Genomic DNA, 20,396 nt, shown 5'->3' on the forward strand with positions numbered 1-20,396 from the left:
TCATCCAATGCAACGCGCCCTGCCCGCTCACGCATGCGCGCCCGCGATGCCGACGTAGTTTTCCGCCATCACTGTGGCCGCCGCGCGCGAGGTCGTCACGTATTCGAGTTCGGCCACCTGAAGCTGCTGCTCGAAAGGCGACGCGCCCTCGATACGGTGCATCATGCTGGTCATCCAGTACGAGAAATGCTCGGCGCGCCAGATGCGTTTGAGTGCGGTCGTGCTGTAACTGTCGAGCAGATCCGTGCGATTCTCGACGTAGAACGCGTTCAGCGCCTCGGTCAACACACGCACGTCGGCCACCGCCAGATTCATGCCCTTCGCGCCGGTGGGTGGCACGATATGCGCCGCATCGCCCGCGAGAAACAGCCGGCCATGTTGCATCGTGTTCGACACGAAACTGCGCATGCCGACAATGTTCTTCTGAAAGATCTTGCCGTCGACGATTGTCTGGCCGTCGTGAGAATCGACTCGTGCATGCAGTTCCGCCCAGATGCGGTCGTCGGACCAGTTCTCGACGGAGTCCTTCGGATCGCACTGGAAGTACATGCGCTGCACATTCGGCGAGCGCGTGCTGATCAACGCGAAGCCGCGCTCATGACGCGCGTAGATCAATTCATCCGATGACGGCGGCCCTTCGCACAGGATACCGAACCAACCGAACGGGTACACGCGCTCAAAGTCCTTGCGCAATGCCTGCGGAATCGATGCGCGCGACACGCCTTGCGAACCATCGCAGCCGATCACGAAGTCGCATTGCAATTCGTACGCTTCGCCCTCGTGGCGATAGCGGATCGACGGCGTGTCGGCATCGATGCCGTGAATCGACGTCTCCGAGACGCCGAAGCGCAGCTTGCCGTCATCGGCCACGCGTGCCGCGACGAGATCCTTGATGACTTCGTGCTGCGCGTAAACCGTGATCGAATGCCCCGTGAGTCCGGTCAGGTCGATGCGGTGCCGCTTGCCTTCGAAAGCCAGTTCGAAGCCGTGATGCAGTGCGCCTTCTGCTTTCATCCGGGCGCCGACGCCGGCTTCGGTCAACAGGTCCATCGTGCCTTGTTCAAGCACGCCGGCGCGAATGGTGGATTCGATCTGATCGCGACTGCGCGACTCGAGCACGACGGAGTCGATACCGCGCAGGTGAAGAAGATGGGAAAGAAGCAGGCCCGCAGGCCCGGCACCGATGATGCCAACTTGGGTGCGCATGAGTTGTCTCCTGAATGCGGCGTTAGATTTGCACTCAGTTTGACGATCACGCACTGTATCGCGCAACGCGATATGGTGGATAGGCTGTATCCAGTTTTGAGATAGCAACCTGCTCAGGCACATGCAGCCGATAGGCGAAATCGAGCCCAAACGCCGTCCAGACGCGGCTTGTGGCCCATTCACCCGACGCCTCATCCTTCGCACAGCGTTGCGCTAGCTCAAGGTAAACCCCGAGCCGCTCTAGGACGCGAGAAACAGCCGATACACCGGGTTCTGCGTCTCTTCCCAGTTCGGATAACCGAGCGTGGCGAGAAACTTGTTGAACGCTTCATTCTCGCTGTCCGGCACCTGGATGCCGACCAGAATCGAACTGTAGTCCGCGCCCTGGTTGCGATAGTGGAACAGGCTGATGTTCCAGTTCGGCGCCATCGACGAAAGGAATTTCATCAGCGCGCCCGGGCGCTCGGGAAACTCGAAGCGGAACAGACGTTCGTCGTGTGCCAACGGCGAGCGCCCGCCGACCATGTAGCGGATGTGCTGCTTGGAGAGTTCGTCGAACGTCAGGTCGACTGTGGCGAAGCCGTGCGCTTCAAACGCGCCCGCGATCTGCGCCGACTCGCTGCGATTTCTGATCTGCACGCCCACGAAGATATGGGCGGAGTTCGCATCCGCAATGCGGTAGTTGAATTCAGTGACGCTGCGCGTGCCGACCAGTTCGCAAAAACGGCGGAAACTACCACGCTCCTCGGGAATCGTCACGGCGAACACCGCTTCGCGCGCTTCACCGACTTCGGCGCGCTCGGCCACGAAGCGCATGCGGTCGAAGTTCATGTTCGCGCCCGACGTAATCGCAATCAGCGTCTGGTTCTCGATGCCTTCGCGTTCCGCATACTGTTTCGCGCCAGCCACCGCGAGCGAGCCGGCGGGTTCCAGCACGCTGCGGGTGTCCTGGAAGACATCCTTGATCGCGGCGCATAGCGCATCGGTGTTCACGAGCAGCACGTCGTCGAGATATTCGCTGCATAGACGGAAGGTTTCTTCACCGACGAGTTTCACCGCCGTGCCGTCCGAGAACAGACCCACTTCGTTCAACGTGACGCGCTCACCGGCTTTGAGCGACGCCGCCATCGCGCAAGAATCGTCGGTCTGCACGCCGATCACCTTGATCTCCGGGCGCACCGATTTCACGTACGCGGCGACGCCCGCCGCCAGTCCTCCGCCACCGATCGGCACGAAGATCGCGTGAATCGGGCCCTGATGCTGGCTGAGAATTTCCATCGCGACGGTGCCCTGACCGGCGATCACGTACGGATCGTCGAACGGATGTACGAAGGTCAGACCGCGCTCTTCCTGCAGTTTCACTGCGTGTCCGTAGGCGTCGCTATACGATTCGCCGAACTGCACGACTTCGACAGTGGGACCGCCGTGCGCGCGCACCGCATCGACCTTGACCTGCGGAGTCGTCACCGGCACCACGATGATCGCCTTCACGCCCATGCGCGCCGCCGACAGCGCCACGCCCTGCGCATGATTGCCCGCCGACGCTGTAATCACCCCACGCTCCAGCGCCTCGGCCGGAATATGCGCCATCTTGTTGTACGCGCCGCGCACCTTGAACGAGAACACCGGCTGGTTGTCCTCGCGCTTCAGATAAACCGGATTGCGCAGACGTGCCGATAGATTCGGCGCGCGTTCGAGTTCGGTCTCGCGGGCCACGTCGTAGACGCGCGCGGTCAGGGTTTTTTTCAGGTAGTCGTGACGAAGCGCGACGCTATCGGCGGCTTCAGCGGCCTGTTTGAGTTGGTGTAACGACAAGGCAAGCTCCTGTGCGGCAAGGATGAATCAGCAGAGAGTTCACCAGGAGGCAGGCTGCAAGCGGATATAAAAAAACCCGCCTCGTGGGGCGGGTTATGTGTCACTGCTATCAGACGCGCGCTAACCCACCATTCGATGAATGATGCTAATAATCAGCGCAATACGGATGTCGAGGCAGTTCATGTGATCGATCTTCGTTGACTTGGGGCGCTTTGTCAATCCCTGTCGATTGCCATGCGCGCCGCGGCGTGCTCTTTGCGTGGCGGCGAAATGCGCTCGACGACGCGCAAACCACGATCCGGCACGGCGGGCGAACGCCGCGTATTCAACACACGCTCACGCAGAAACTGGTCGAGCTTGCCGACCCGTCTCACGTCGATGTTCTTCAACTTGCCTAAGCGATTACCACGGGATCCGAAATAAATGTCCAGCGCGTCCGATCCTTCGTCGAGTGAAACATGCATCAGCGTAGTTGGACTCTCTTGCGCTCCACGTCGTGCATGAGTATCAATGCACGCCGCTTTGCTTCCTGAAAGCGTTGAGAATGCGCTTTTCGAGCGAATTGTAATCACCACCGAAGTGGTGATCGCCCGAGGTGCGAATCACCTCGACGCCGGTTTTGGTCAGCGCCGGACACAAGGTGTCCTTCTCGTTCTCGCCGTAAAAGCACTGCACGATCGCCGGCGGCACGCGCGTCAATTCCGGCTGGACCTTCAACGCCTTGTCGCTTGCCGGCATGCCGAGCCAGCCGCCCACGCGAATCTGAAAATCCGCATCCGGCGCGAAGCCGAGCAACGCGATCAGCGACACCTTCGCGCGCAGCGTTTCCGGCAGACGGTTATAGGCGAACGGCATCACGTCCGCGCCGAACGAATAACCGACCAGCGCGATATGCTGCGCGTTCCAGCGCGTGCCGTAGGTTTGCATCACGCGCGCGAGGTCGCGGCTCGTTTGCGCGGGCGGCTTTTCGCTCCAGAAATAGCGCAAGCTGTCCCAGCCGATCACGGAGACGCCGTCTTTCTGCAGCGCCTGGGCGATCGTCTTGTCGAGATCGCGCCAACCGCCGTCGCCGGAAATCACGATCGCCATGAGGCCGTTCGGATGCGCGGCCGGCAATTCGATGAGCGGCAGATCGGAGACGTCGTCGTCGCTCGTCGACACCGCCTGCAAATGCGGCGTGACCAACGCGACGAGGCGGGTGCGATCGGCGTTACCCGTGGCCGCCTTTTCGACGAAGCCCGGCACCTTGTCGCGGATAATCGTCGGGTCCGGCGGGCAAGGCTGAAAGCGCGGATCGAGCGTGTGGTCGGCGCCCACCGAGACCGCGCCGGCAATCGTATTGGACGGCGCCTGCTCGAGCACGTGCACGGCGAGCGTCGCGCCTTGGCCCGTACCCGCGACGATCGGCGCGAAATAATGACTCGATTGCGATTGACGTTCGAGTTGATGGCTCAACGCCTCCGCATCGCCCACCAGTTGATGGCAGGCTTCCTTCTTCGCACTTAGATTAGCAGCGTAGCGCGCGGTGTCCACGCCGACGGTCAACGCGCCGGCCTTGGCGAGCGCGTCGGCGCTCTGCTGATCCGCCGCGCTCCAGCCACTCGCTTGCGAGTACAGCACCACGAAGCCGCGCAACGGGCCGGTCGGCTGCGTCACCGTGACGTCGCCATAACGGCCACCGGACACGGTAGTGGTCGCGGCGTGCGCGAGCGCGCCGCCGGTCACGAGGCTCGCCGCCACGGCGAGCTTGAACAACGAATGCAATGTCATGAACGCCGGCCTCCTGCCAGCAATGACAGGTCCGCAAGCGTGAAGAACACGCCCACCGAACCCGACGCCGCGAGATAGCGCGGCTCCCAATGCGGCTGGAACTTGCTCTTGAAAGCACGCAGTCCGCGGAAGTTATAGAAACGGCCGCCGAAGCGCCACACGATGCCGGCGAACCGGTGCCAGCGCGAAGCGAGCGGCGTGGGCTGCATGCCGGAGAGCGGTGCGATGCCGAGGCTGAGCGAGCGGAAACCCGCCTGCTTCAGATGCAGCGCCAGTTGCGTGAACAGATATTCCATTGCATACGGCGACGCGCTTTCCACATGACGCATCACGCCGACCGTCGCCTCGGTGTTCATGTCGGTCGTCATGAAGGTGACGAACGCAGCCGGTTCACCGTTCTGGCGTACCAGCATCACCGATTGCGCGGCGAGGTACTCGTCCGTGAAGGCGGCCACCGAGAAGCTCTTTTCGCGCGCGTCGCGGCTGTCGAGCCAGCCGTCTGAAATCTCGCGCAGCGTTGCGAGCGACGCGGGCACGTTCGCCTGATCGATCACTTCGACGGTAAAGCCATCACGCTCGCCGCGCTTGAGCGCATAGCGAAGATGCGCGCGATGCGAGCCCTTCAGGTCGAAATCGTCGAGTACGACATGCGCTTCCTCGCCGAGCTTCATCAGCGTGAGGCCGGCGTCGAGATAAAGCGGCAACGCGTTGGCGCGCACCTGATAGAACGCCGCGCGCCCGCCGTGCGTATGCGCGAGCGCGACGAACTTGCTGATCAGACCGGCCCACTCTTCGCGCGGACCCACCGGATCGTGCAAAGCGGCCCACGTGCGGCCATATTTCGCGTACATCAGGAAAGCCTTGCGCGACTCGGAGAACAGAAAGCTCTTGTCGCCCATCAGCGCGAGACCGGCGTCGCTGCGTTCCTGTGCTCGCACGATGCGCGCCGCGTCGTGCAGATCTTCCGGCGCCGGTTTGACGAAGCGTCCCGGCGCGGGACGCAGCAACTGCCAGAACGAGAACGTCGCAGCGAACAGGCTCGCGGCGAGCGTCGCGCGCAACGCACGCGGCGCGCGTTCGTCGAAGGCGAATTGCCACCACAGGTCGCGCGTGTATGGCACGTCGCGGAAAGCAAACAGCATGACCCACGTGGCGAGCATCAGCACCATCGCAACCGACACCAGCCAGCCGGCCGTAAAGCGCTCCGCGAACAGCGACGAATGACGGTTGAAACGCTGACGCGTGGACAGCAGCAACACGACCAGCATGCCGAGCACCCCGGCTTCCACGAACGCCAGACCTTTGGTCAGCGACAACGCGAGACTCAGCACCGCCAGCAGAAGCGTCATCCACCACGCGGCGTCCAGCCGCCGCAGCAAACCACGGGCAACGAACAGCAGCGCCACGCCGAGCACGCTGCAGAGCATCTGCGAACTTTCGAGCACCCACAGCGGCAGCACATCGCGCAGCATGTGAATGCGTTGCCAGAACGCGGGCGTCGCGCTGGAAATCACCAGCATGCCGCCGACCACGAACGTGACGAGACTCAGGAACAGCGGCGCGAGCTTCGACGCCGCAGCGGCGTGCTGCAGCGGCAAACGGCTTTTTAGCGCGCGGCCTTCGAAGCCGGCGAGCAGTGCGGCCGAGACGATCAACGGGACACCAAAGTAAATCGCGCGATACGCGAGCAAGGCGGCAACCATCTGATGCGTTTGCACGCTGCCGTTCAGCGTGAAGACCATCGCCGCTTCGAACACGCCGACGCCGCCGGGCGTGTGGCCGATCATGCCGAGCAGCATGGCCGCGGCGTAGACCGTGATGAAGGTCACGAAGCTCACGTCCGCATGCGGCAGCAATGCCCACAACGCGAGGCCGGCGGCCACCACGTCGAGCACCGCGAGCGCCACTTGCGCGAGCAGGTCGCGGCGCGCGGGAATATCGAACGACAGCCACTTCCAGCGCGTGCGCACCGGGCGCGTTTCGCTGCGGCAGGCGGCGGCCGCCAATCCGAGTACGACGAGCAGCGCCATGCCAATCCAACGCAGCGTGACGGGTTCGAGATGCAGCATCGGCGCGAGCGTGCCAGCTACGCCGACCATGCCGAGCGCCGTCATCAACACCAGTGCGAGCGCGAGCGACACGCTCGTGAACACCGTCATGCGGCCGATCTGCGCGGGCGTGATGCTCGCGACACCGTAGACGCGCGCACGCACGGCCCCGCCAGTGAGCGCGCCGAAGCCGGTGGCATTGCCGAGTGCCGAGCCGGCGGTCGCACCGATCCACAGCGCCACACGCGGCACGACCGCGCCCAGATAGCGCAAACCGACTGCATCGCGGCCGACCAGCGCCACATAGCTGAGCGCGGTGGCGCCGAGCGCGGCGGTCCACTCACCGGCCGTCAGCTGACGCAATTGACGCATCACCGAGCGATAGTCGACTGCTTGCGAGAGGTGTTGCAAAACGACCAGCAGCAGCGCGCCAATCACGAGCGCGAGCACAGGCGAGAGAAATCCCCTGCTGCCGAGCGTTTTCGATGCACGGTCGAACATCGCGCCCAGCCGGTCGAATTTATAGTTATATCGATGGAACATGGTCAATGCAGGGCCTTGCGTGGAGCTGTCGCGACGGATTGTCCTTCGCGGCGTCGCCGGTTATTGGCGATTACAAATGGATAACGGCACAGGGGTAAAAAGGTTGACAGCGTCAGCCGTATCGAGGGGTTTAACCTGGCCCGCCCATTGAATTTGAATGCACTGCGCGACTTGGCGCAGCCATCCGCGTGCATAAAACGGTCGATATTGCCGATTGGGCCGCGATGAGGCGCGCCGGCTTGTCGACAGGGGGCTGAAGTTTAAACGCTATTTGCGCGCGGCGAATGAAGATTCGACGTGGCGTCGATTGCGCGCGGCATGGCCTATCGCTCGAAGCGTTGAAACGCGGCATCAAGATTTTCTCTTCGCGTGCCGTAATCGAGAGCAATAGCTCAGTGAAACGCGGCGCACTTGCCGGGTGAAATCAGGTACTCGAAGGAGAATGAAGATGGCGGAACAGGATTGGATGATGGCGGGCGTGTATCTGGTCGGGTTGGTGTCGATGGCGCTGTTGATGAGCGCACTGGCCACGCGAGCGACCATGGAGCGCAAGGCCGTAGTGAGGGTGTCGAGCCGCGCCCGCGACTAAACCGAGCCGTAAAGTACGGGCGGTTGCCGTACGAGGTCGGAAACACGAGCGGCGTCACGAATGACGCTCACACGGTGCGAACTGCACGCGTGCCGCCGCTGCAAAGAAGCTTGAATGATGAAACCAGATCGCACAGCGTTCGCTGCACGTGCCAGCGGGCCGCGGTGATATCGCGGCCTGGCGGGCATGAATGACGCAAAAACGACGCTAAACCGTGGCGCCGTGCGCATGACAGACGCGGCGCATGTCTGCGCCCTGCTGTATCGGTCTGCGCGTGTGGCGCGCGGCTTTTGTCTTACTCCGGACGGCGATGCGCTTCCGCGATCACAGCGCAGTTTTGCAGGTGCAGATTCAGTGCATGCAATGCCAAGGCGCGCAGCTTGCCAAGGAAGGTGTTGTTGGCGGCGACGGTAGCGCGGACAGCGGAAGCGTTGGAAGCGGTGTTCATGGCGGAACTCCTATATAGGGTTTATACCTAGGCAATAACCCGATTATAGCCATCTCCTGCCGCACTGCAACAAATATCAGTAAAACCGCAGCCTGTTGCGCGACGGTCACAACCACAGCGACACGATCTTAAAAAGGGTGGCATCGACGGGTGCGCTGTTAACAATCCGCACCGTACAGGTGCAATAATGGCCCCTTTGCCCGCGGCCGTTCGCCGCAGCCCGCCGTCATGACCGCCGTCCAGAAAGCTCTGATTGCGCCCCTTATCGTCGCGTGCGCGATGTTCATGGAAAGCGTCGATGCGAACGTGATCGTCACCGCGCTACCGGCCATGGCGCGCGACTTCGGGCGCGATCCGGTCACGCTGAAAATCGCGGTAACAAGCTATGTGCTGGGCCTGGGCGTCTTCATTCCCGTGTGCGGATGGCTCGCCGACCGGTTCGGCGCGCGCACGATCTTCCGCACGGCGATCGGCATCTTCGTGACGGGCTCGCTGCTGTGCGCCGCGTCGAATTCTCTGGCCACCTTCACCCTTGCGCGCTTCGTGCAGGGCGTGGGCGGCGCGATGATGGTGCCGGTCGGGCGGATCATCATCTTCCGCGTGGTGCACAAGTCCGACTTCATCCGCGCGATGAACTATCTGAGCGTCCCGGCCATGCTCGGCCCCGCCGCGGGACCGCTGCTCGGCGGCTTCATCACCACCTATCTGCACTGGCGCCTGATTTTCTTCATCAACGTGCCGATCGGCATTCTCGGCATCTATCTAACCAACAAGCACATCGCCAATACGCGCGAACCGGACCCCGGCCCGCTCGACTGGATCGGCTTTTTTCTGTCGGCGGCGGGTGCGGTGTTGCTTCTGCTCGGGTTGTCGCTGGTCGGCGGCGAACTGATTTCGAATCGCGACGCGTTCGGCATGTGCGCGTGCGGCGCGGTTCTGCTCGCGGCCTATGTCGCCTACGCGCAGCGCGTCCCGCTACCGCTGCTCGACCTGCGCTTTTTCAAGGTGCCGACGTTCCAGGCGAGCGTGCTCGGCGGTTCGTTGTTTCGGATCGGCCTCGGCGCATTGCCGTTCCTCTTGCCGCTGATGCTGCAGGAAGGCCACGGCATGAGCGCATTCGAATCCGGCCTGATCACGTGCGCGTCCGCGTTCGGCGGCATGTTCATGCGCACGGTCGCCTCGAGCGTGCTGCACCGCTTCGGCTTCCGTTCGGTGCTGGTAGTCAACGCCGCGTTGTCGGGGCTCTCGATCGCGGCCTGCGGACTATTTTTCCCCGGCACGCCGACCTGGATCATCTGGGTGGTCGTGTTGCTCGGCGGCTTCTTCCCCGCGCTGCAGTTCACCAGTCTGAACTCGCTCACCTACGCGGAAATCGCCACTCGCGACGTGGGCCGCGCCACGAGTCTCGGCAGCGTCGTGCAGCAGATGTCGCTCGGCCTCGGCGTGACGATCGGCGGTATCGTGCTGCAGATCTCGCGCGTGCTGCATGGGCATCCGGGCATCACATGGTCGGATTTCTGGCCGGCGTTTCTGGTGGTCGGCCTGTGCTCGTTCGCGTCGATTCCGGTCACGCTGCGCATGCCTCACCGCGCGGGTGAGGAAATCTCGCGCGGCGGCCGGGGCTGAGCGGTCGCCTCAAGCCTTCTTGCGGATCACGCTCACTTCGCCGTTGCGTTCGAGAATTGCCGCGGCCACGTCGTCCATCGAACGTGAGCCGGTTTTCTGCCGCACGCTTTCGTGCACGTCGGTTCGGGTGATGAGCGCCGCATCCAACTCGCGCGTATTGAACGCGCCGTTGCTGAACACCTCGCGTTCGACGCCCCCCACCAGCCGCTCCAGCCCGGGCGAGCGCATGCACGCCCACGCCAGCAGCCGATGACACGCAACGATCATGAACGACGCGACCACGGTGGCGATAAACGGCGACGCGCCGGCAATGGCCCGGCTCAACGTCGCGCCGAGCAGTATCACCACCACCGAATCGAACGGCGAGCGTTGTCCGAACGAGCGCCGGCCTGAGATCCGGATCAGCACCAGCGCGATCAGAAATACGACGATCGCGCGCATGGCCATCTGCAGCGGATCGAGCGTTCTGCCTTGGCCGAATAGCAGCAAGATCGCGTCCATCATGTCGCCCTCCTTTGACAGCGACAGCCGGCGTGCCCCCTTACCCGGCGGCCGCCCACGCCGCCAGCGTATCGCCGAAGCCGCCGCGAGCGCGAGCCGCTGCGCGCGCGCTCGTAATCACGCGCGGCGCCGCGCTCCACGCAATGCGCGCGCCGATCGCGATCAACCGGTCGACCAGCGCGACATCCTCGCTGCACTTGAGCGGTGGAAAGCCGCCCGCGCGCCGGTAGGCGTCGGCCGACACGCCGAGGTTCGCACCGTGAATGTGACGATGACCGTCGGCATCCACGTAAGTCTTGCGGAAGTATTCGCGCACGCTGTGCGGGTGCGCGGTCCAGTCGTCGACGGCAATCGAGCCGCACACCGCGTCCGCACCCAGTGAAAGCTGCGCGACCAGCCAGCCTGACGAGACGCGGCTGTCGGCGTCGGTGAACGCGAGCCAGCGGGCGCCGTCCGCCAGCAGGAAGTCCGCACCGGTCGCGCGCGCAATGCCGACATTGCGCGCTTTCAGCGCCAGCGTCTCGACGCCGTAGGCACGCGCGATCGCGCCGGTGAAATCGTCGCAAGCGTCGAGCACGACCACGATGCGCACTGTTTCGCCCGCCAGGTCCTCATGGCGGGAGGCAGCGATCAAGGCCGCGAGGCAAGGCGCCAGCAACGCCTCTTCGTTATGCGCCGGAACGATCACGCCGATCATAGGAGCCCCTCGCGCTGCGCGACCGACCGTGCGTCGCGCGACCAGACGTCGATCAGCAGATCGGCTTCATCATGATGCGCGAGACGCGCGAGGCCGCAGCGCGTATCGAACAGCGCATGCGCGGCATCGGCGGATTCGAGCGCTTCGGCGAAGGGACGGCGCCAATGACATGCGAGCAGCGTGCCGTCTGTAGTGAGCGAGGCGGCGATTCGTGAAGCCAGTGTTTCGAGTTCCGCCGAATCGAGGTAATACGCGAATTCGCTGATCACGATCAGATCGAACGGTCCGGCTTCCGTTGGCCATTCGCGCGGCACCGTGCGCTGTTCGACGCGGACGTGCGCTGCGCCCGCGACCCGCTCGCGCGCAAGCTGCACCGCGCGTTCGTGCAGATCTGCGGCAAGCAGCGTATCGCAGCGCTTCGCCAACTCGACGGTCAGTTCGCCGTTCGCGCAGCCGGGCTCGAACGCGTTTCGGTAACGCGGACGCGGCAGCAACGCGAGCGTGAGCGAGCGCTTGCGGCTCTCGTACCAGCCTTCGCGCAACTTCCACGGATCGTCGCTCTGTTGATAGAGTTCATCGAAGTATGTGACCGGAGAGCTCATGTCAGCGGCCCTCCGTGCATGGCGTCAAAGCGTCCACGGGGCACCTCCGGCATCGTGATCGTCACGACCGTCGCCCTGACCCGCCGCCGCAACCAGTTCACCGAGCGCGGCCAGATCGCGCTCCGCGTGGCTCTGCCGCAGGAACACCGGCAGATCCGCCAGCGCACGCGCGAAGCGCGCGTTGCGGCACAACGGGCCGGCACCGAGGGTACGCGTCGCGTGATTCATCACGGCGGTCGCGGCGTCTTCGACCACGAGGCGCGCGCGCATCGTCTCGCGTTGCGAGTCAGTCGACGGATTGGCGTCGATGCGCGCGGCGGTCTCGCGCAATACCGCGGCCGCCGCGGCCAATGCCACCTCGACCGCGCCGAGATGGGCAAGCCGATGTGGATCCGCGCGCTGCGTGGACGCGTCGCGCAGCATCCGGCCGATCTGCGCGGCGGCCCCATACCAGCACGCGGCGATACCGGCGCCGCCGTGCCAGAAGCCTGGACGCCGCACATAGGAATGCGCGCCGCCCACCAGCGTCGCCGAAGCCTGGTCGAAGGTCACGTCAGCGCTTGCCGTGGCCTGCATGCCGACCGCTTGCCACTTCGACGTGTCGATCGAGATGGATGGCTGATCCATCGCGACAGCCGCCAGCACCGGTTCATCGTCCAGCCACGCGGTAACCAGCGCATGCGTGACGACACCGGCGCCCGAGCACCATGCTTTTGTGCCTACAAGATGAAGGGCCCTGCCATCGCTTCGGATTCCTACTTTGGTCGCTTGCACACGCGCATCGGGTGGCTCGGCGGCCCAGACACCCCAGCGGCTTCCCGCACGCGGCGCGGGCCCTTGCAATTCGGCGAGGATCGCAAGTGCATCCGTGTGGCCTTCGAACAACTTGACGAGTCCGAGATCGCACGCGGCGACTGCTGCGAGGGCGCGCCAGCGCGCGAGCGTCTCGCCGTGACCCGGCAAGGGCACAAAAGGCGCGCGGTCATACCCGTGTTCGGCCAGCGCGCGCAACACATCGCCGAGCGCGGCGGGGTCATTGGGATCGAAGCGCGTGTCACGCAGAAAATTTTCAAGCGACCCGGCAGGTTGCGCACCCTTCCGAGCCCTGCTCGCCGCTGTATGGGAATCGCGAGACGCGGTCATGCCGGAACTTTGCGGCGGCCGCGCGTTGACGCCGGCCGCACGATCACGCGTATCGAGCATCGTGCCTCCCTGAAGCTGTTCGATCGAGTGCCGGCGGACTCTCAAGGGCCGCCGCGCACAAAAGACGCTCAGCAAGCGGCGTGCCGCAGGCGCTGAAATGCCTGGACACGTGACACCTTTCTTCGGGAATCAGGAATGCTGATGCAAGCCAGCCATCACACCGCTCTCGTATGAAGGAAGCGCGCGTTGCTCCAACGGCTAGCCGGGGTCGCGCCCGCTGCGCCGCGCTTCCACCTCGGCCAGCAAGGCATCGAACAGCTCGAGTTCCACCGGCTTCACGAGATGCGCATGAAACCCGGCGTCACGGGTGCGCTCGCGATCGCTCGAGTGGCCGAAGCCGGTCATGGCGGCGTACAGGGTGTGGGCGAGTTCGGGCATCGCGCGCAGCGCCGCGATGGTCGCGTAGCCGTCCATCTTCGGCATGGCAAGGTCGATCACAGCGAGGTGGGGCGCAAAGCGCGGCGCGACCTGGACCGCCTGCTCGCCCTCGTAGGCGATGCGCACCTCGTGGCCTTTGAGTTCGAGTAGCATCGCCAGACTGTCGGCCGAATCGCAATTGTCATCGACCAGCAGAATGCGCAGTGGCGCGACTTGGGTGTTCGCCGCGTTCGCCTCATCGCCCGTCGCTTCGGACGGCGCGGCGGCCAGCGGCAGACTCAGCGTAAAGGTACTGCCGCAACCCACCCCTTCGCTGCTCGCGATAATGCTGCCGCCGTGCATCTCGACGAGCGACTTGCACAGCGTGAGGCCGATGCCGAGACCGCCCTCGCCGGCATTCTGCCCTTCCTTCTCCTGAGCGAACAGCTCGAAGATCTTGTCGAGCGAGCGCACAGGAATGCCGCAACCGGCATCGCGCACTTCGAGCACGGCCATGTGGTAATCGATACGCGCCACGACGTCGATGGTGCTGCTCACCGGCGAGAACTTTGCCGCGTTGTGCAAGAGGTTTTGCAACACCTGCACGAGACGCGTCATGTCGCCGCGCACGATCACCGGCTCGTCCGGCATATGCTGCACGACCCGCTGCTCGTGCGCATCGGTGAACGGCCGGGCTGCCTCGATCGCGCGCGCCATCACCTCGGCCAGATCCACACGGCCGAGGCGCAACTCGACCTTGTTCGACATGATCCGGCCGACGTCGAGCAGATCGTCGACCAACCGCGTGAGGTGCGTGACCTGGCGATCGATCAGGTCGCGCGAACGCGCCAGCGTGGGACTGACACCGGTTTCGAGTTGCATCACGCCAATCGCATTGCGGACCGGCGCGAGCGGATTGCGCAATTCATGAGCGAGGGTCGCGAGAAACTGCCGCATGCGTTCGCCGGAACGCTCCAGTTCCTCGCGCTGACGCCGCTCGGTCAGATCGCGCGTAACCTTGGCGAAGCCGCGCAGCCGGTTCGACTCGTCATGCATCGCGGTGATCACGACGTTGGCCCAGAAGGTCGTGCCGTCCTTGCGCACGCGCCAGCCTTCGTCCTCGACGTGTCCGATCTGCCGGGCGATTGCCAGTTCGCGCGCGGGCTTGCCTGCCGCCGCTTCCTCAGGCGCGTAGAAAACCGAGAAATGCTGGCCGACGATTTCCTCGCGCGAATAGCCTTTGATGCGCGCAGCGCCGGCATTCCAGCTCACCACGTGGCCTTGCGGATCGAGCATGAAGATCGCATAGTCCTTGACGCAGTCGACCAGCAAGCGGAACCGCTCCTCGCTTTGCCGCAGCGCTTCCAGATACTCGCGTTGCGCGGTCAGATCGCGCGTGATCTTGGCGAAGCCGGTGAGAATGCCCGCGTCGTTGCGGATCGACGTAATCACGACGTTCGACCAGAAGGTCGTGCCGTCCTTGCGGACCCGCCAGCCTTCGTCCTCGAAGCGGCCGGTCAGCGACGCCTGTTGCAGTTCGTAGGCGGGCCAGCCGCGCGCCACCGCTTCATCGGGATAGAAACACGAAAAGTGCCGGCCGATGATCTCGTCCGTGTAGCCCGTCAGCTTCTGTGCCCCGGCATTCCAGCTAACGATCCGCCCGGTCGCGTCGAGCAGGAAGATCGCATAGTCTTCGATCGCCTGCACCAGCGTCCAGTAGTCGACGTCGGCAATCGCACTCGGGCGGGCCGCGGTCGGGGCCTTGGCAGGCTTGCCGTTTTCGCCGGCAGAGGGGACATCAAGCTGTTTCATGGTGGTCCGGAATAAAGGCTACGTCCAAAAGCATACACCGCCAGTCACCGTCCGCTTCGCTTATGGTTTTACCTGAGGCCCACGCGAAAAGTCCGGCGCCGTCTTCCGCGCCGACAAAAGCGCGAGGGCAATCGCCGGGCCCCGCAATTGCTACTCGCTGATCGCACACTCATCAGAAACCAGGAGCCGCAATTGAAACAAGCATTCACCACCCTCGCTCTCGCCGCAGCGCTGGCACTCACCCACAGTGCCGCGCAGGCCGAAGGCTGTACGAAAGGCGCGGTCGTGGGCGGCGTCGCCGGCCACGTCGCGGGCGGCCACGGCGTAGCGGGCGCGGCCGCCGGCTGCGCGGTCGGCCATCACGAGGCCAAGAAGAAGGACAAGGAAGCTAGCGCGGCCGCGGCCGCGAGTCAACCCGCCGGGAAATAAGCGGCATGTAGAAAAGAGCCGGTAGCGACCTGTGAATCACTACCGGCTCAATCAATCAGGAACTCGCTATCTCCGCACCACAGTCACCCGGCAGCGCTGACCTTTTCCGCCAGCTTCGCGTCGTAACTGGAGTGTACGTGCACGCGCTTTTTGTCCGGATAGGCATACGAATATGCACGGCGCAGCGCCAGCGAGGCCTCATGAAAACCCGACAGAATCAGCTTCTGCTTGTTCGGATAGTTGGCGATGTCGCCAACCGCGAAGATGCCGGGCCGCGAGCTCTCGTAGTTCGACGTATCGACATCGACGCGCCCGCCATGAATCGACAATCCCCATTGCGCGATCGGCCCGAGGTCGGCAACGAGTCCGTACAGCGCGACGAGATGCTCGGCCGCGAGTTGTGTCTCGCCCTCGATATGCCGCAACGTGATCGACTTCAATGCATCGCCTTCGACATTGAGCCCCGCAATCGCGCCGACGATAAAGTCCATCTCGCCCGCTTCGACCGCGCGCCGCATCAACTCGACACTCGAATCGGCCGCGCTGAAACCACTGCGCCGATGCACCAGCGTCACCCGGCGCGCGACCTTGCGCAGCGCCAGTGCCCAGTCGAGTGCGGAATCGCCGCCGCCCGCCACGACCACGGTCTTGTCGGCGAAGTCGGCAAGACGCTGCACGCTGTAGTGCACATGGCGCGACTCTAGCGGCACGGCCTCGGCTAGCGCCAGCTTTTGCGGCACGAACGCGCCGTTGCCGGCGGCCAGCAGGATCGCCGCGACATCGAACACGAGGCCGCGATCGGTACGTACGGTCCAGCGCCCGTCGCCGCCCTGCTCGACCGACTCGACCCGTTGTTCGAGATGAATGGACGGATCGAACGGCTTGCATTGGGCCAGCAGGCGCTCCACCAGTTCACGCGCGGTGCACGACGGAATGGCGGGAATATCGTAGATCGGCTTGTCCGGATAGAGCTCGATGCATTGGCCGCCGACCTTGTCGAGCCCGTCGACGATCTGGCAGGACAGGCCGATCACGCCCGCCTCGAAAGCGGCGAAAAGCCCCACGGGGCCGGCGCCGACGATCAGGACGTCGGTGCGGATGGGCGGCGGTTGTTGGTCTGTGGCGGAAGTCATGCGCGATCTCTTCGGATGGGTGGATGGAGGGATAACCCACCATACCGAATCGCCCGATGCGCGGCAACGATGCCATTACCATCGGTAAGGACGCTCGGCGGGCCGCATGCGTTCGCCGTTACCGAGTCGAAGTGGTTACCTGAAAATAGCCAAAATCGGTCATTTTCCAAAGCCAGTCATGCGTCTAATCTTCACTCATCGCATCACGGAATGCGTTCAGCCCAACTCAGGAGTGAATCATGCAACAACGTCTCGACTTCTACAAAGCCAACCCTGCCGCGATCAAGGCCATGATCGGCGTTGAAGAACGCATCGGCAAATCGGCCCTCGAAAAATCGCTGACCGAACTGGTTCGTCTGCGCGCCTCGCAGATCAACGGCTGCGCGTACTGCGTCGACATGCACACCACCGACGCGCGCAAGGGTGGCGAAACCGACCGCCGTCTGGCGACCGTCGTGGTCTGGCGCGAAACGCCGTTCTTCACGGACCGCGAACGCGCGGCGCTCGAATGGACCGAAGCGCTGACGCTGGTGTCGCAAGACCATGTGCCCGACGCCGTCTGGGAAGCGGTGCGCCCGCACTTCGGCGATGAGGAACTGGTCGATCTGACGCTGCTGATCTCCGCGATCAATGCATGGAACCGCTTCGCGATTTCGTTCCGCAAGCTGCCTGCCTGAGTGTCACGCGCTCGAAGGCGGTTCAGTTCACTTTAGAAAACCGCCTCGCGCTGCGCCGCATCGCTCGCGACTTTGAAGGCCGCGGTCAAGTCACTCAATTGCCGCGCCTGATCCGCGAGCGAGTTCGCGGTCGCCGCGCTTTCCTCGACCAGCGCCGCATTGTGTTGCGTGACCTCGTCCATCTGCGTGACGGCGAGGCTCACCTGTTTGATGCCCTCGCTCTGCTCTTTCGACGCCGCCGCGATCTCGCCCACGATACGCGCCACGCGCCCGATCGCGGCTTCGATTTCCTGCATCGTATCGCCCGCTTCGTTGACGAGCCCCGCGCCGCTCTCGACGCGCGAGGTCGACTCCGCGATCAGCGCGCCGATCTCCTTCGCGGCCGCCGCCGAACGCTGCGCGAGACTGCGCACCTCGCCCGCCACCACCGCGAAACCGCGCCCTTCTTCACCGGCGCGCGCCGCTTCGACGGCCGCGTTCAGCGCGAGGATATTGGTCTGAAACGCAATGCCTTCGATTGCGGTAATGATGCCGGTCATTTTCGACGAACCCGCGTAAATCACGCGCATCGTCTCGACCATGCTGCCGACCGACGTGCGCCCGCGCGCGGCCATCTCCGAGGCACGCAACGCCAGTGCGCTCGCGTGATGCGCGTTCTCCGCGTTCAACTGCACGGTCGACGTGAGCTGCTCCATTGCCGCCGCGGTTTCTTCGAGCGATGCCGCCTGTTCCTCGGTGCGTTGCGACAGATCGAGATTGCCGGCGGCGATCTGCTGCGTCGACGACGCGATCGAATGCGAACCGGCCCGCACGGTGGTGACGGTGGCGCCGAGTTTGTCCTGCATCGAGGCGACGCCGCGCAAGAGCGTCGCCATTTCGTCGTTCGAACGAATCGGCACGTGGGTCGTCAATTCGCCGGCGGCGATCGCGTCGAATTGGCGCAGCGCGTCGTTCAGCGGCGCCATGATCGCGCGGCGCAACGTGCGCCAACTGATGAACGCGACCGTCAGCCCCAGCAGAATGCTGCCGATGCACGCGTATAGCAGCGTATGAAAAAGTGTGGCCGAGCGCTCGCTCGCGTCGCTCGCCTGCTGGTTCAGATAGTCCTCCAGCGCGCCCTGACTCGTGTTCATGGCCGTGTACAGACCGATCAGACGGTTCGCACGGCTTTCGTCCATCCAGCTCGCGTCGCCCGTGCGGATCGCCTCGATCAGTTTGTCGATGGCGTCGCGGCGCACGGCGGTGCGCTTCGTGTCGAGGTCGTCGGTGAGGTGCTGCAGTTCGGGCGTCTTCGGCAGATCGCGAAAGCTGTTCCACCACTTGTCCGAATCGCCGAGCAGCATGCGCGCACGCTCGAGTTGCGCATTCAGTTGCGGCGAGTGCGGATTGCTTATCGCCCAATCGAGTCCGAAGCGCGCCCGCGACATGGCCGTGCCCGATTTGCCGAGCGCGACGACCGAGGCGAAATGGATCGTGTAGGCGTCGCGCTGCGCCTCGTTGCTTTCGTTCATGCCGAGAATACCGAGCACGCCGGTGGCGATCAGCAGCACGCCGAGAAACGCGATGGTGATCGCGATCCGTAGATTGATGGTGAGGTTCTTGGTCATCGTAGTTTTTATCGCTCTGGCTGGTTTGGCGCTCTGGCTTATGACGTGCGGCCCTGCGCACGTGAACGATTAAACGTTCCTTATATGGAACAATGAACCGTATATGGAAAGTATAGCGATTCACTCCTTGGCGAAAGAATAAAATTTGGCGGGCGCGGTAAACGCGCAACAGGCCGGGGCGCGCCTGTTCCGCCAATGGGCGGCGGCGCCCGGCTTGAATAGATTCGATTGACGAACTGCCAAACAACGACACGTCGCAGTGGATTATTCTGGGATCCTATCTACATGGCACACATCGGATGGATCCTCTATGCCGATGCGCAAGCCGTCGTAGTCAAGTCAACTCGTGGCGCAGATCCCGGCGCCGCACGCCCTGGCCACTATTCCCCGATCCACGACCCGCGCAGATCGCTGTCGTGCAGCAATTGCAGCAGCGTGCCCGCCGGCCGGCTAAGCCGCTTCGCCGCCAGCGCAATGAATTCCACCGACGGCAGCACCGGCAGACTCGCCATGTTCAGCGGCGCCGCAAGGCCACGCGCCGCCAGATACTGCGGACGAACCGTAATGCCGAGCCCGCCGCGCGCGGCCGCGATGCAACCGGCGTGGCTGCTGCTCGTGCATACCAACTGCCAGCTGAACCCCGCCTCGGCGAGCGCGTCGAGCACGACGGCCCGCGTCACGCTCGGCTCGGCGACCAGAATCAGCGGCAACGGCTGGCTCAGATCGACCAGCGTGCCGGCACGCGCCAGCCACTCCAGCCGTCCGGTGAAAAGCGGCACGCCGCGCCGGTCGCCAAGCCGCCGCTTGCCGACCAGCAGATCGATCGCGCCGGCGTCGAGCAACTCATACAGCTTGCCGGTCATGCCGATGGTGATTTCGAGCTCGACATCCGGATGCGCGTCGCGAAACGCCGCCAGCACGGTGGGTAATGGGCCGAGCGCGACATCGTCCGAGGAACCGAGCCGCACGCGGCCTTTCAGACGCGGCGCGCGAAACTGCGATTCGGCCCGCGCGAGCGCCTGCAAAATCACGCTGGCGTGCGCGAGCATGGCTTCGCCGTCCGGCGTCATGGCAAGTGAATGGGTGTCGCGCACGAAGAGGCGCCGGCCCACGCTCTCCTCGAGCCGACGGATGTGTTCGCTGACGCTCGATTGCGTCAGGTCGAGCCGCCGCCCCGCCTCGGTGAAGCTGTGGCAGGCCGCGACGGTCGAAAAAGTCTTGAGCCAGATGGGATTGAGCATGGGGCATTGTCGCGCTGCTTATCGGCAAAGTCGATAACAGTCAGCGTCCCTAGTGGGGTTCCCGATTGACGAGGATGTCAATATGATGACGG

18 protein-coding genes are annotated in these 20,396 nt (G+C 64.0%); 4 read left to right on the forward strand and 14 right to left on the reverse strand.

Annotated elements, in window-relative coordinates; genetic code table 11:
• Nucleotides 1-27 precede the first annotated feature (27 nt).
• The 5 genes from P0D80_RS32230 to mprF all read right to left on the reverse strand — a co-directional run bounded on the left by P0D80_RS32230 (nucleotide 28) and on the right by mprF (nucleotide 7,340).
• Nucleotides 28-1,206, reverse strand: coding sequence for a 4-hydroxybenzoate 3-monooxygenase (locus P0D80_RS32230; RefSeq protein WP_408289989.1), 1,179 nt, complete (start codon nucleotides 1,204-1,206; stop codon nucleotides 28-30).
• Between the two features lie 240 nt (nucleotides 1,207-1,446).
• Nucleotides 1,447-3,021 carry a threonine ammonia-lyase, biosynthetic gene (gene ilvA, locus P0D80_RS32235; protein WP_408180734.1) on the reverse strand — a complete coding sequence of 525 codons (1,575 nt, stop codon included), beginning with the start codon at nucleotides 3,019-3,021 and terminating at the stop codon, nucleotides 1,447-1,449.
• A gap of 215 nt (nucleotides 3,022-3,236) precedes the next feature.
• Nucleotides 3,237-3,410 carry a hypothetical protein gene (locus P0D80_RS32240; protein WP_408289992.1) on the reverse strand — a complete coding sequence of 58 codons (174 nt, stop codon included), beginning with the start codon at nucleotides 3,408-3,410 and terminating at the stop codon, nucleotides 3,237-3,239.
• Between the two features lie 118 nt (nucleotides 3,411-3,528).
• A complete protein-coding gene (locus tag P0D80_RS32245; protein WP_408289994.1) occupies nucleotides 3,529-4,791 on the reverse strand; it encodes a virulence factor family protein in 1,263 nt (420 codons plus the stop codon).
• Nucleotides 4,788-7,340: a bifunctional lysylphosphatidylglycerol flippase/synthetase MprF gene (gene mprF, locus P0D80_RS32250; RefSeq protein WP_408290050.1), complete on the reverse strand. Its 2,553-nt coding sequence runs from the start codon at nucleotides 7,338-7,340 to the stop codon at nucleotides 4,788-4,790. The genes P0D80_RS32245 and mprF overlap by 4 nt, the downstream gene beginning before the upstream one ends.
• A gap of 490 nt (nucleotides 7,341-7,830) precedes the next feature.
• Here mprF and P0D80_RS32255 point away from each other — a divergent pair, with 490 nt between their 5' ends.
• On the forward strand, nucleotides 7,831-7,971 hold the full coding sequence (locus P0D80_RS32255; RefSeq protein ID WP_165923832.1) for a hypothetical protein: 141 nt from the start codon (nucleotides 7,831-7,833) through the stop codon (nucleotides 7,969-7,971).
• Between the two features lie 295 nt (nucleotides 7,972-8,266).
• On the opposite strand, the gene P0D80_RS32260 is transcribed toward P0D80_RS32255, so the two are convergent.
• Nucleotides 8,267-8,419: a hypothetical protein gene (locus P0D80_RS32260; RefSeq protein WP_166799215.1), complete on the reverse strand. Its 153-nt coding sequence runs from the start codon at nucleotides 8,417-8,419 to the stop codon at nucleotides 8,267-8,269.
• Nucleotides 8,420-8,647: 228 nt separating this feature from the next.
• On the opposite strand from P0D80_RS32260, the gene P0D80_RS32265 reads away from it, so the two are divergent.
• Entirely contained in the window at nucleotides 8,648-10,045 is a 1,398-nt protein-coding gene (locus P0D80_RS32265) for an MFS transporter (RefSeq protein ID WP_132374258.1), read from the forward strand.
• A gap of 9 nt (nucleotides 10,046-10,054) precedes the next feature.
• On the opposite strand, the gene P0D80_RS32270 is transcribed toward P0D80_RS32265, so the two are convergent.
• From P0D80_RS32270 to P0D80_RS32290, 5 genes are all read right to left on the reverse strand, one after another.
• Nucleotides 10,055-10,549: a DUF421 domain-containing protein gene (locus tag P0D80_RS32270; RefSeq protein ID WP_132374257.1), complete on the reverse strand. Its 495-nt coding sequence runs from the start codon at nucleotides 10,547-10,549 to the stop codon at nucleotides 10,055-10,057.
• A 37-nt stretch (nucleotides 10,550-10,586) separates the two neighbouring features.
• Nucleotides 10,587-11,243 (reverse strand): glycosyltransferase family 2 protein, encoded by a 657-nt coding sequence (locus tag P0D80_RS32275; protein ID WP_408289998.1) that lies wholly within the window; start codon nucleotides 11,241-11,243, stop codon nucleotides 10,587-10,589.
• Nucleotides 11,240-11,845: a class I SAM-dependent methyltransferase gene (locus P0D80_RS32280; protein ID WP_408290000.1), complete on the reverse strand. Its 606-nt coding sequence runs from the start codon at nucleotides 11,843-11,845 to the stop codon at nucleotides 11,240-11,242. The genes P0D80_RS32275 and P0D80_RS32280 overlap by 4 nt, the downstream gene beginning before the upstream one ends.
• Before the next feature lie 24 nt (nucleotides 11,846-11,869).
• Nucleotides 11,870-13,048, reverse strand: a complete 1,179-nt coding sequence (locus P0D80_RS32285) for an acyl-CoA dehydrogenase family protein (RefSeq protein WP_408290002.1) — start codon at nucleotides 13,046-13,048, stop codon at nucleotides 11,870-11,872.
• A 198-nt stretch (nucleotides 13,049-13,246) separates the two neighbouring features.
• The gene (locus P0D80_RS32290; protein ID WP_408290004.1) at nucleotides 13,247-15,217 is read right to left on the reverse strand and encodes a PAS domain-containing hybrid sensor histidine kinase/response regulator; all 1,971 of its coding nucleotides are present in this window, start codon (nucleotides 15,215-15,217) and stop codon (nucleotides 13,247-13,249) included.
• A gap of 192 nt (nucleotides 15,218-15,409) precedes the next feature.
• On the opposite strand from P0D80_RS32290, the gene P0D80_RS32295 reads away from it, so the two are divergent.
• Complete coding sequence (locus P0D80_RS32295; RefSeq protein ID WP_132374253.1) at nucleotides 15,410-15,646, forward strand: hypothetical protein; 237 nt, start codon at nucleotides 15,410-15,412, stop codon at nucleotides 15,644-15,646.
• 83 nt (nucleotides 15,647-15,729) lie between these two features.
• Here the strand turns inward: P0D80_RS32295 and P0D80_RS32300 are convergent, their stop codons facing one another.
• On the reverse strand, nucleotides 15,730-16,779 hold the full coding sequence (locus P0D80_RS32300) for an NAD(P)/FAD-dependent oxidoreductase (protein ID WP_408180743.1): 1,050 nt from the start codon (nucleotides 16,777-16,779) through the stop codon (nucleotides 15,730-15,732).
• A 239-nt stretch (nucleotides 16,780-17,018) separates the two neighbouring features.
• Between P0D80_RS32300 and P0D80_RS32305 the strand changes: the two genes are divergently transcribed.
• Entirely contained in the window at nucleotides 17,019-17,456 is a 438-nt protein-coding gene (locus P0D80_RS32305; protein ID WP_132374251.1) for a carboxymuconolactone decarboxylase family protein, read from the forward strand.
• A 32-nt stretch (nucleotides 17,457-17,488) separates the two neighbouring features.
• On the opposite strand, the gene P0D80_RS32310 is transcribed toward P0D80_RS32305, so the two are convergent.
• The gene (locus P0D80_RS32310; protein WP_408290007.1) at nucleotides 17,489-19,063 is read right to left on the reverse strand and encodes a methyl-accepting chemotaxis protein; all 1,575 of its coding nucleotides are present in this window, start codon (nucleotides 19,061-19,063) and stop codon (nucleotides 17,489-17,491) included.
• A gap of 380 nt (nucleotides 19,064-19,443) precedes the next feature.
• Complete coding sequence (locus tag P0D80_RS32315) at nucleotides 19,444-20,304, reverse strand: LysR family transcriptional regulator (RefSeq protein WP_132374250.1); 861 nt, start codon at nucleotides 20,302-20,304, stop codon at nucleotides 19,444-19,446.
• Nucleotides 20,305-20,396 lie beyond the last annotated feature (92 nt).

The sequence above is a fragment of the Paraburkholderia sp. RL17-373-BIF-A genome (genome assembly GCF_046030175.1).
Lineage (GTDB): Bacteria > Pseudomonadota > Gammaproteobacteria > Burkholderiales > Burkholderiaceae > Paraburkholderia.

Excerpts from the sequence above, each read along its gene's own strand:
- P0D80_RS32280 (WP_408290000.1), bottom strand. The coding sequence starts at position 11,845 with ATGAGCTCTCCGGTCACATACTTCGATGAACTCTATCAACAGAGCGAC.
- P0D80_RS32315 (WP_132374250.1), bottom strand. The coding sequence starts at position 20,304 with ATGCTCAATCCCATCTGGCTCAAGACTTTTTCGACCGTCGCGGCCTGC.
- P0D80_RS32245 (WP_408289994.1), bottom strand. The coding sequence starts at position 4,791 with ATGACATTGCATTCGTTGTTCAAGCTCGCCGTGGCGGCGAGCCTCGTG.
- P0D80_RS32260 (WP_166799215.1), bottom strand. The coding sequence starts at position 8,419 with ATGAACACCGCTTCCAACGCTTCCGCTGTCCGCGCTACCGTCGCCGCC.
- P0D80_RS32255 (WP_165923832.1), top strand. The coding sequence starts at position 7,831 with ATGGCGGAACAGGATTGGATGATGGCGGGCGTGTATCTGGTCGGGTTG.
- P0D80_RS32265 (WP_132374258.1), top strand. The coding sequence starts at position 8,648 with ATGACCGCCGTCCAGAAAGCTCTGATTGCGCCCCTTATCGTCGCGTGC.
- P0D80_RS32310 (WP_408290007.1), bottom strand. The coding sequence starts at position 19,063 with ATGACCAAGAACCTCACCATCAATCTACGGATCGCGATCACCATCGCG.
- mprF (WP_408290050.1), bottom strand. The coding sequence starts at position 7,340 with ATGTTCGACCGTGCATCGAAAACGCTCGGCAGCAGGGGATTTCTCTCG.
- P0D80_RS32290 (WP_408290004.1), bottom strand. The coding sequence starts at position 15,217 with ATGAAACAGCTTGATGTCCCCTCTGCCGGCGAAAACGGCAAGCCTGCC.
- P0D80_RS32275 (WP_408289998.1), bottom strand. The coding sequence starts at position 11,243 with ATGATCGGCGTGATCGTTCCGGCGCATAACGAAGAGGCGTTGCTGGCG.
- P0D80_RS32300 (WP_408180743.1), bottom strand. The coding sequence starts at position 16,779 with ATGACTTCCGCCACAGACCAACAACCGCCGCCCATCCGCACCGACGTC.
- P0D80_RS32270 (WP_132374257.1), bottom strand. The coding sequence starts at position 10,549 with ATGATGGACGCGATCTTGCTGCTATTCGGCCAAGGCAGAACGCTCGAT.
- P0D80_RS32285 (WP_408290002.1), bottom strand. The coding sequence starts at position 13,048 with ATGCTCGATACGCGTGATCGTGCGGCCGGCGTCAACGCGCGGCCGCCG.
- P0D80_RS32305 (WP_132374251.1), top strand. The coding sequence starts at position 17,019 with ATGCAACAACGTCTCGACTTCTACAAAGCCAACCCTGCCGCGATCAAG.
- P0D80_RS32230 (WP_408289989.1), bottom strand. The coding sequence starts at position 1,206 with ATGCGCACCCAAGTTGGCATCATCGGTGCCGGGCCTGCGGGCCTGCTT.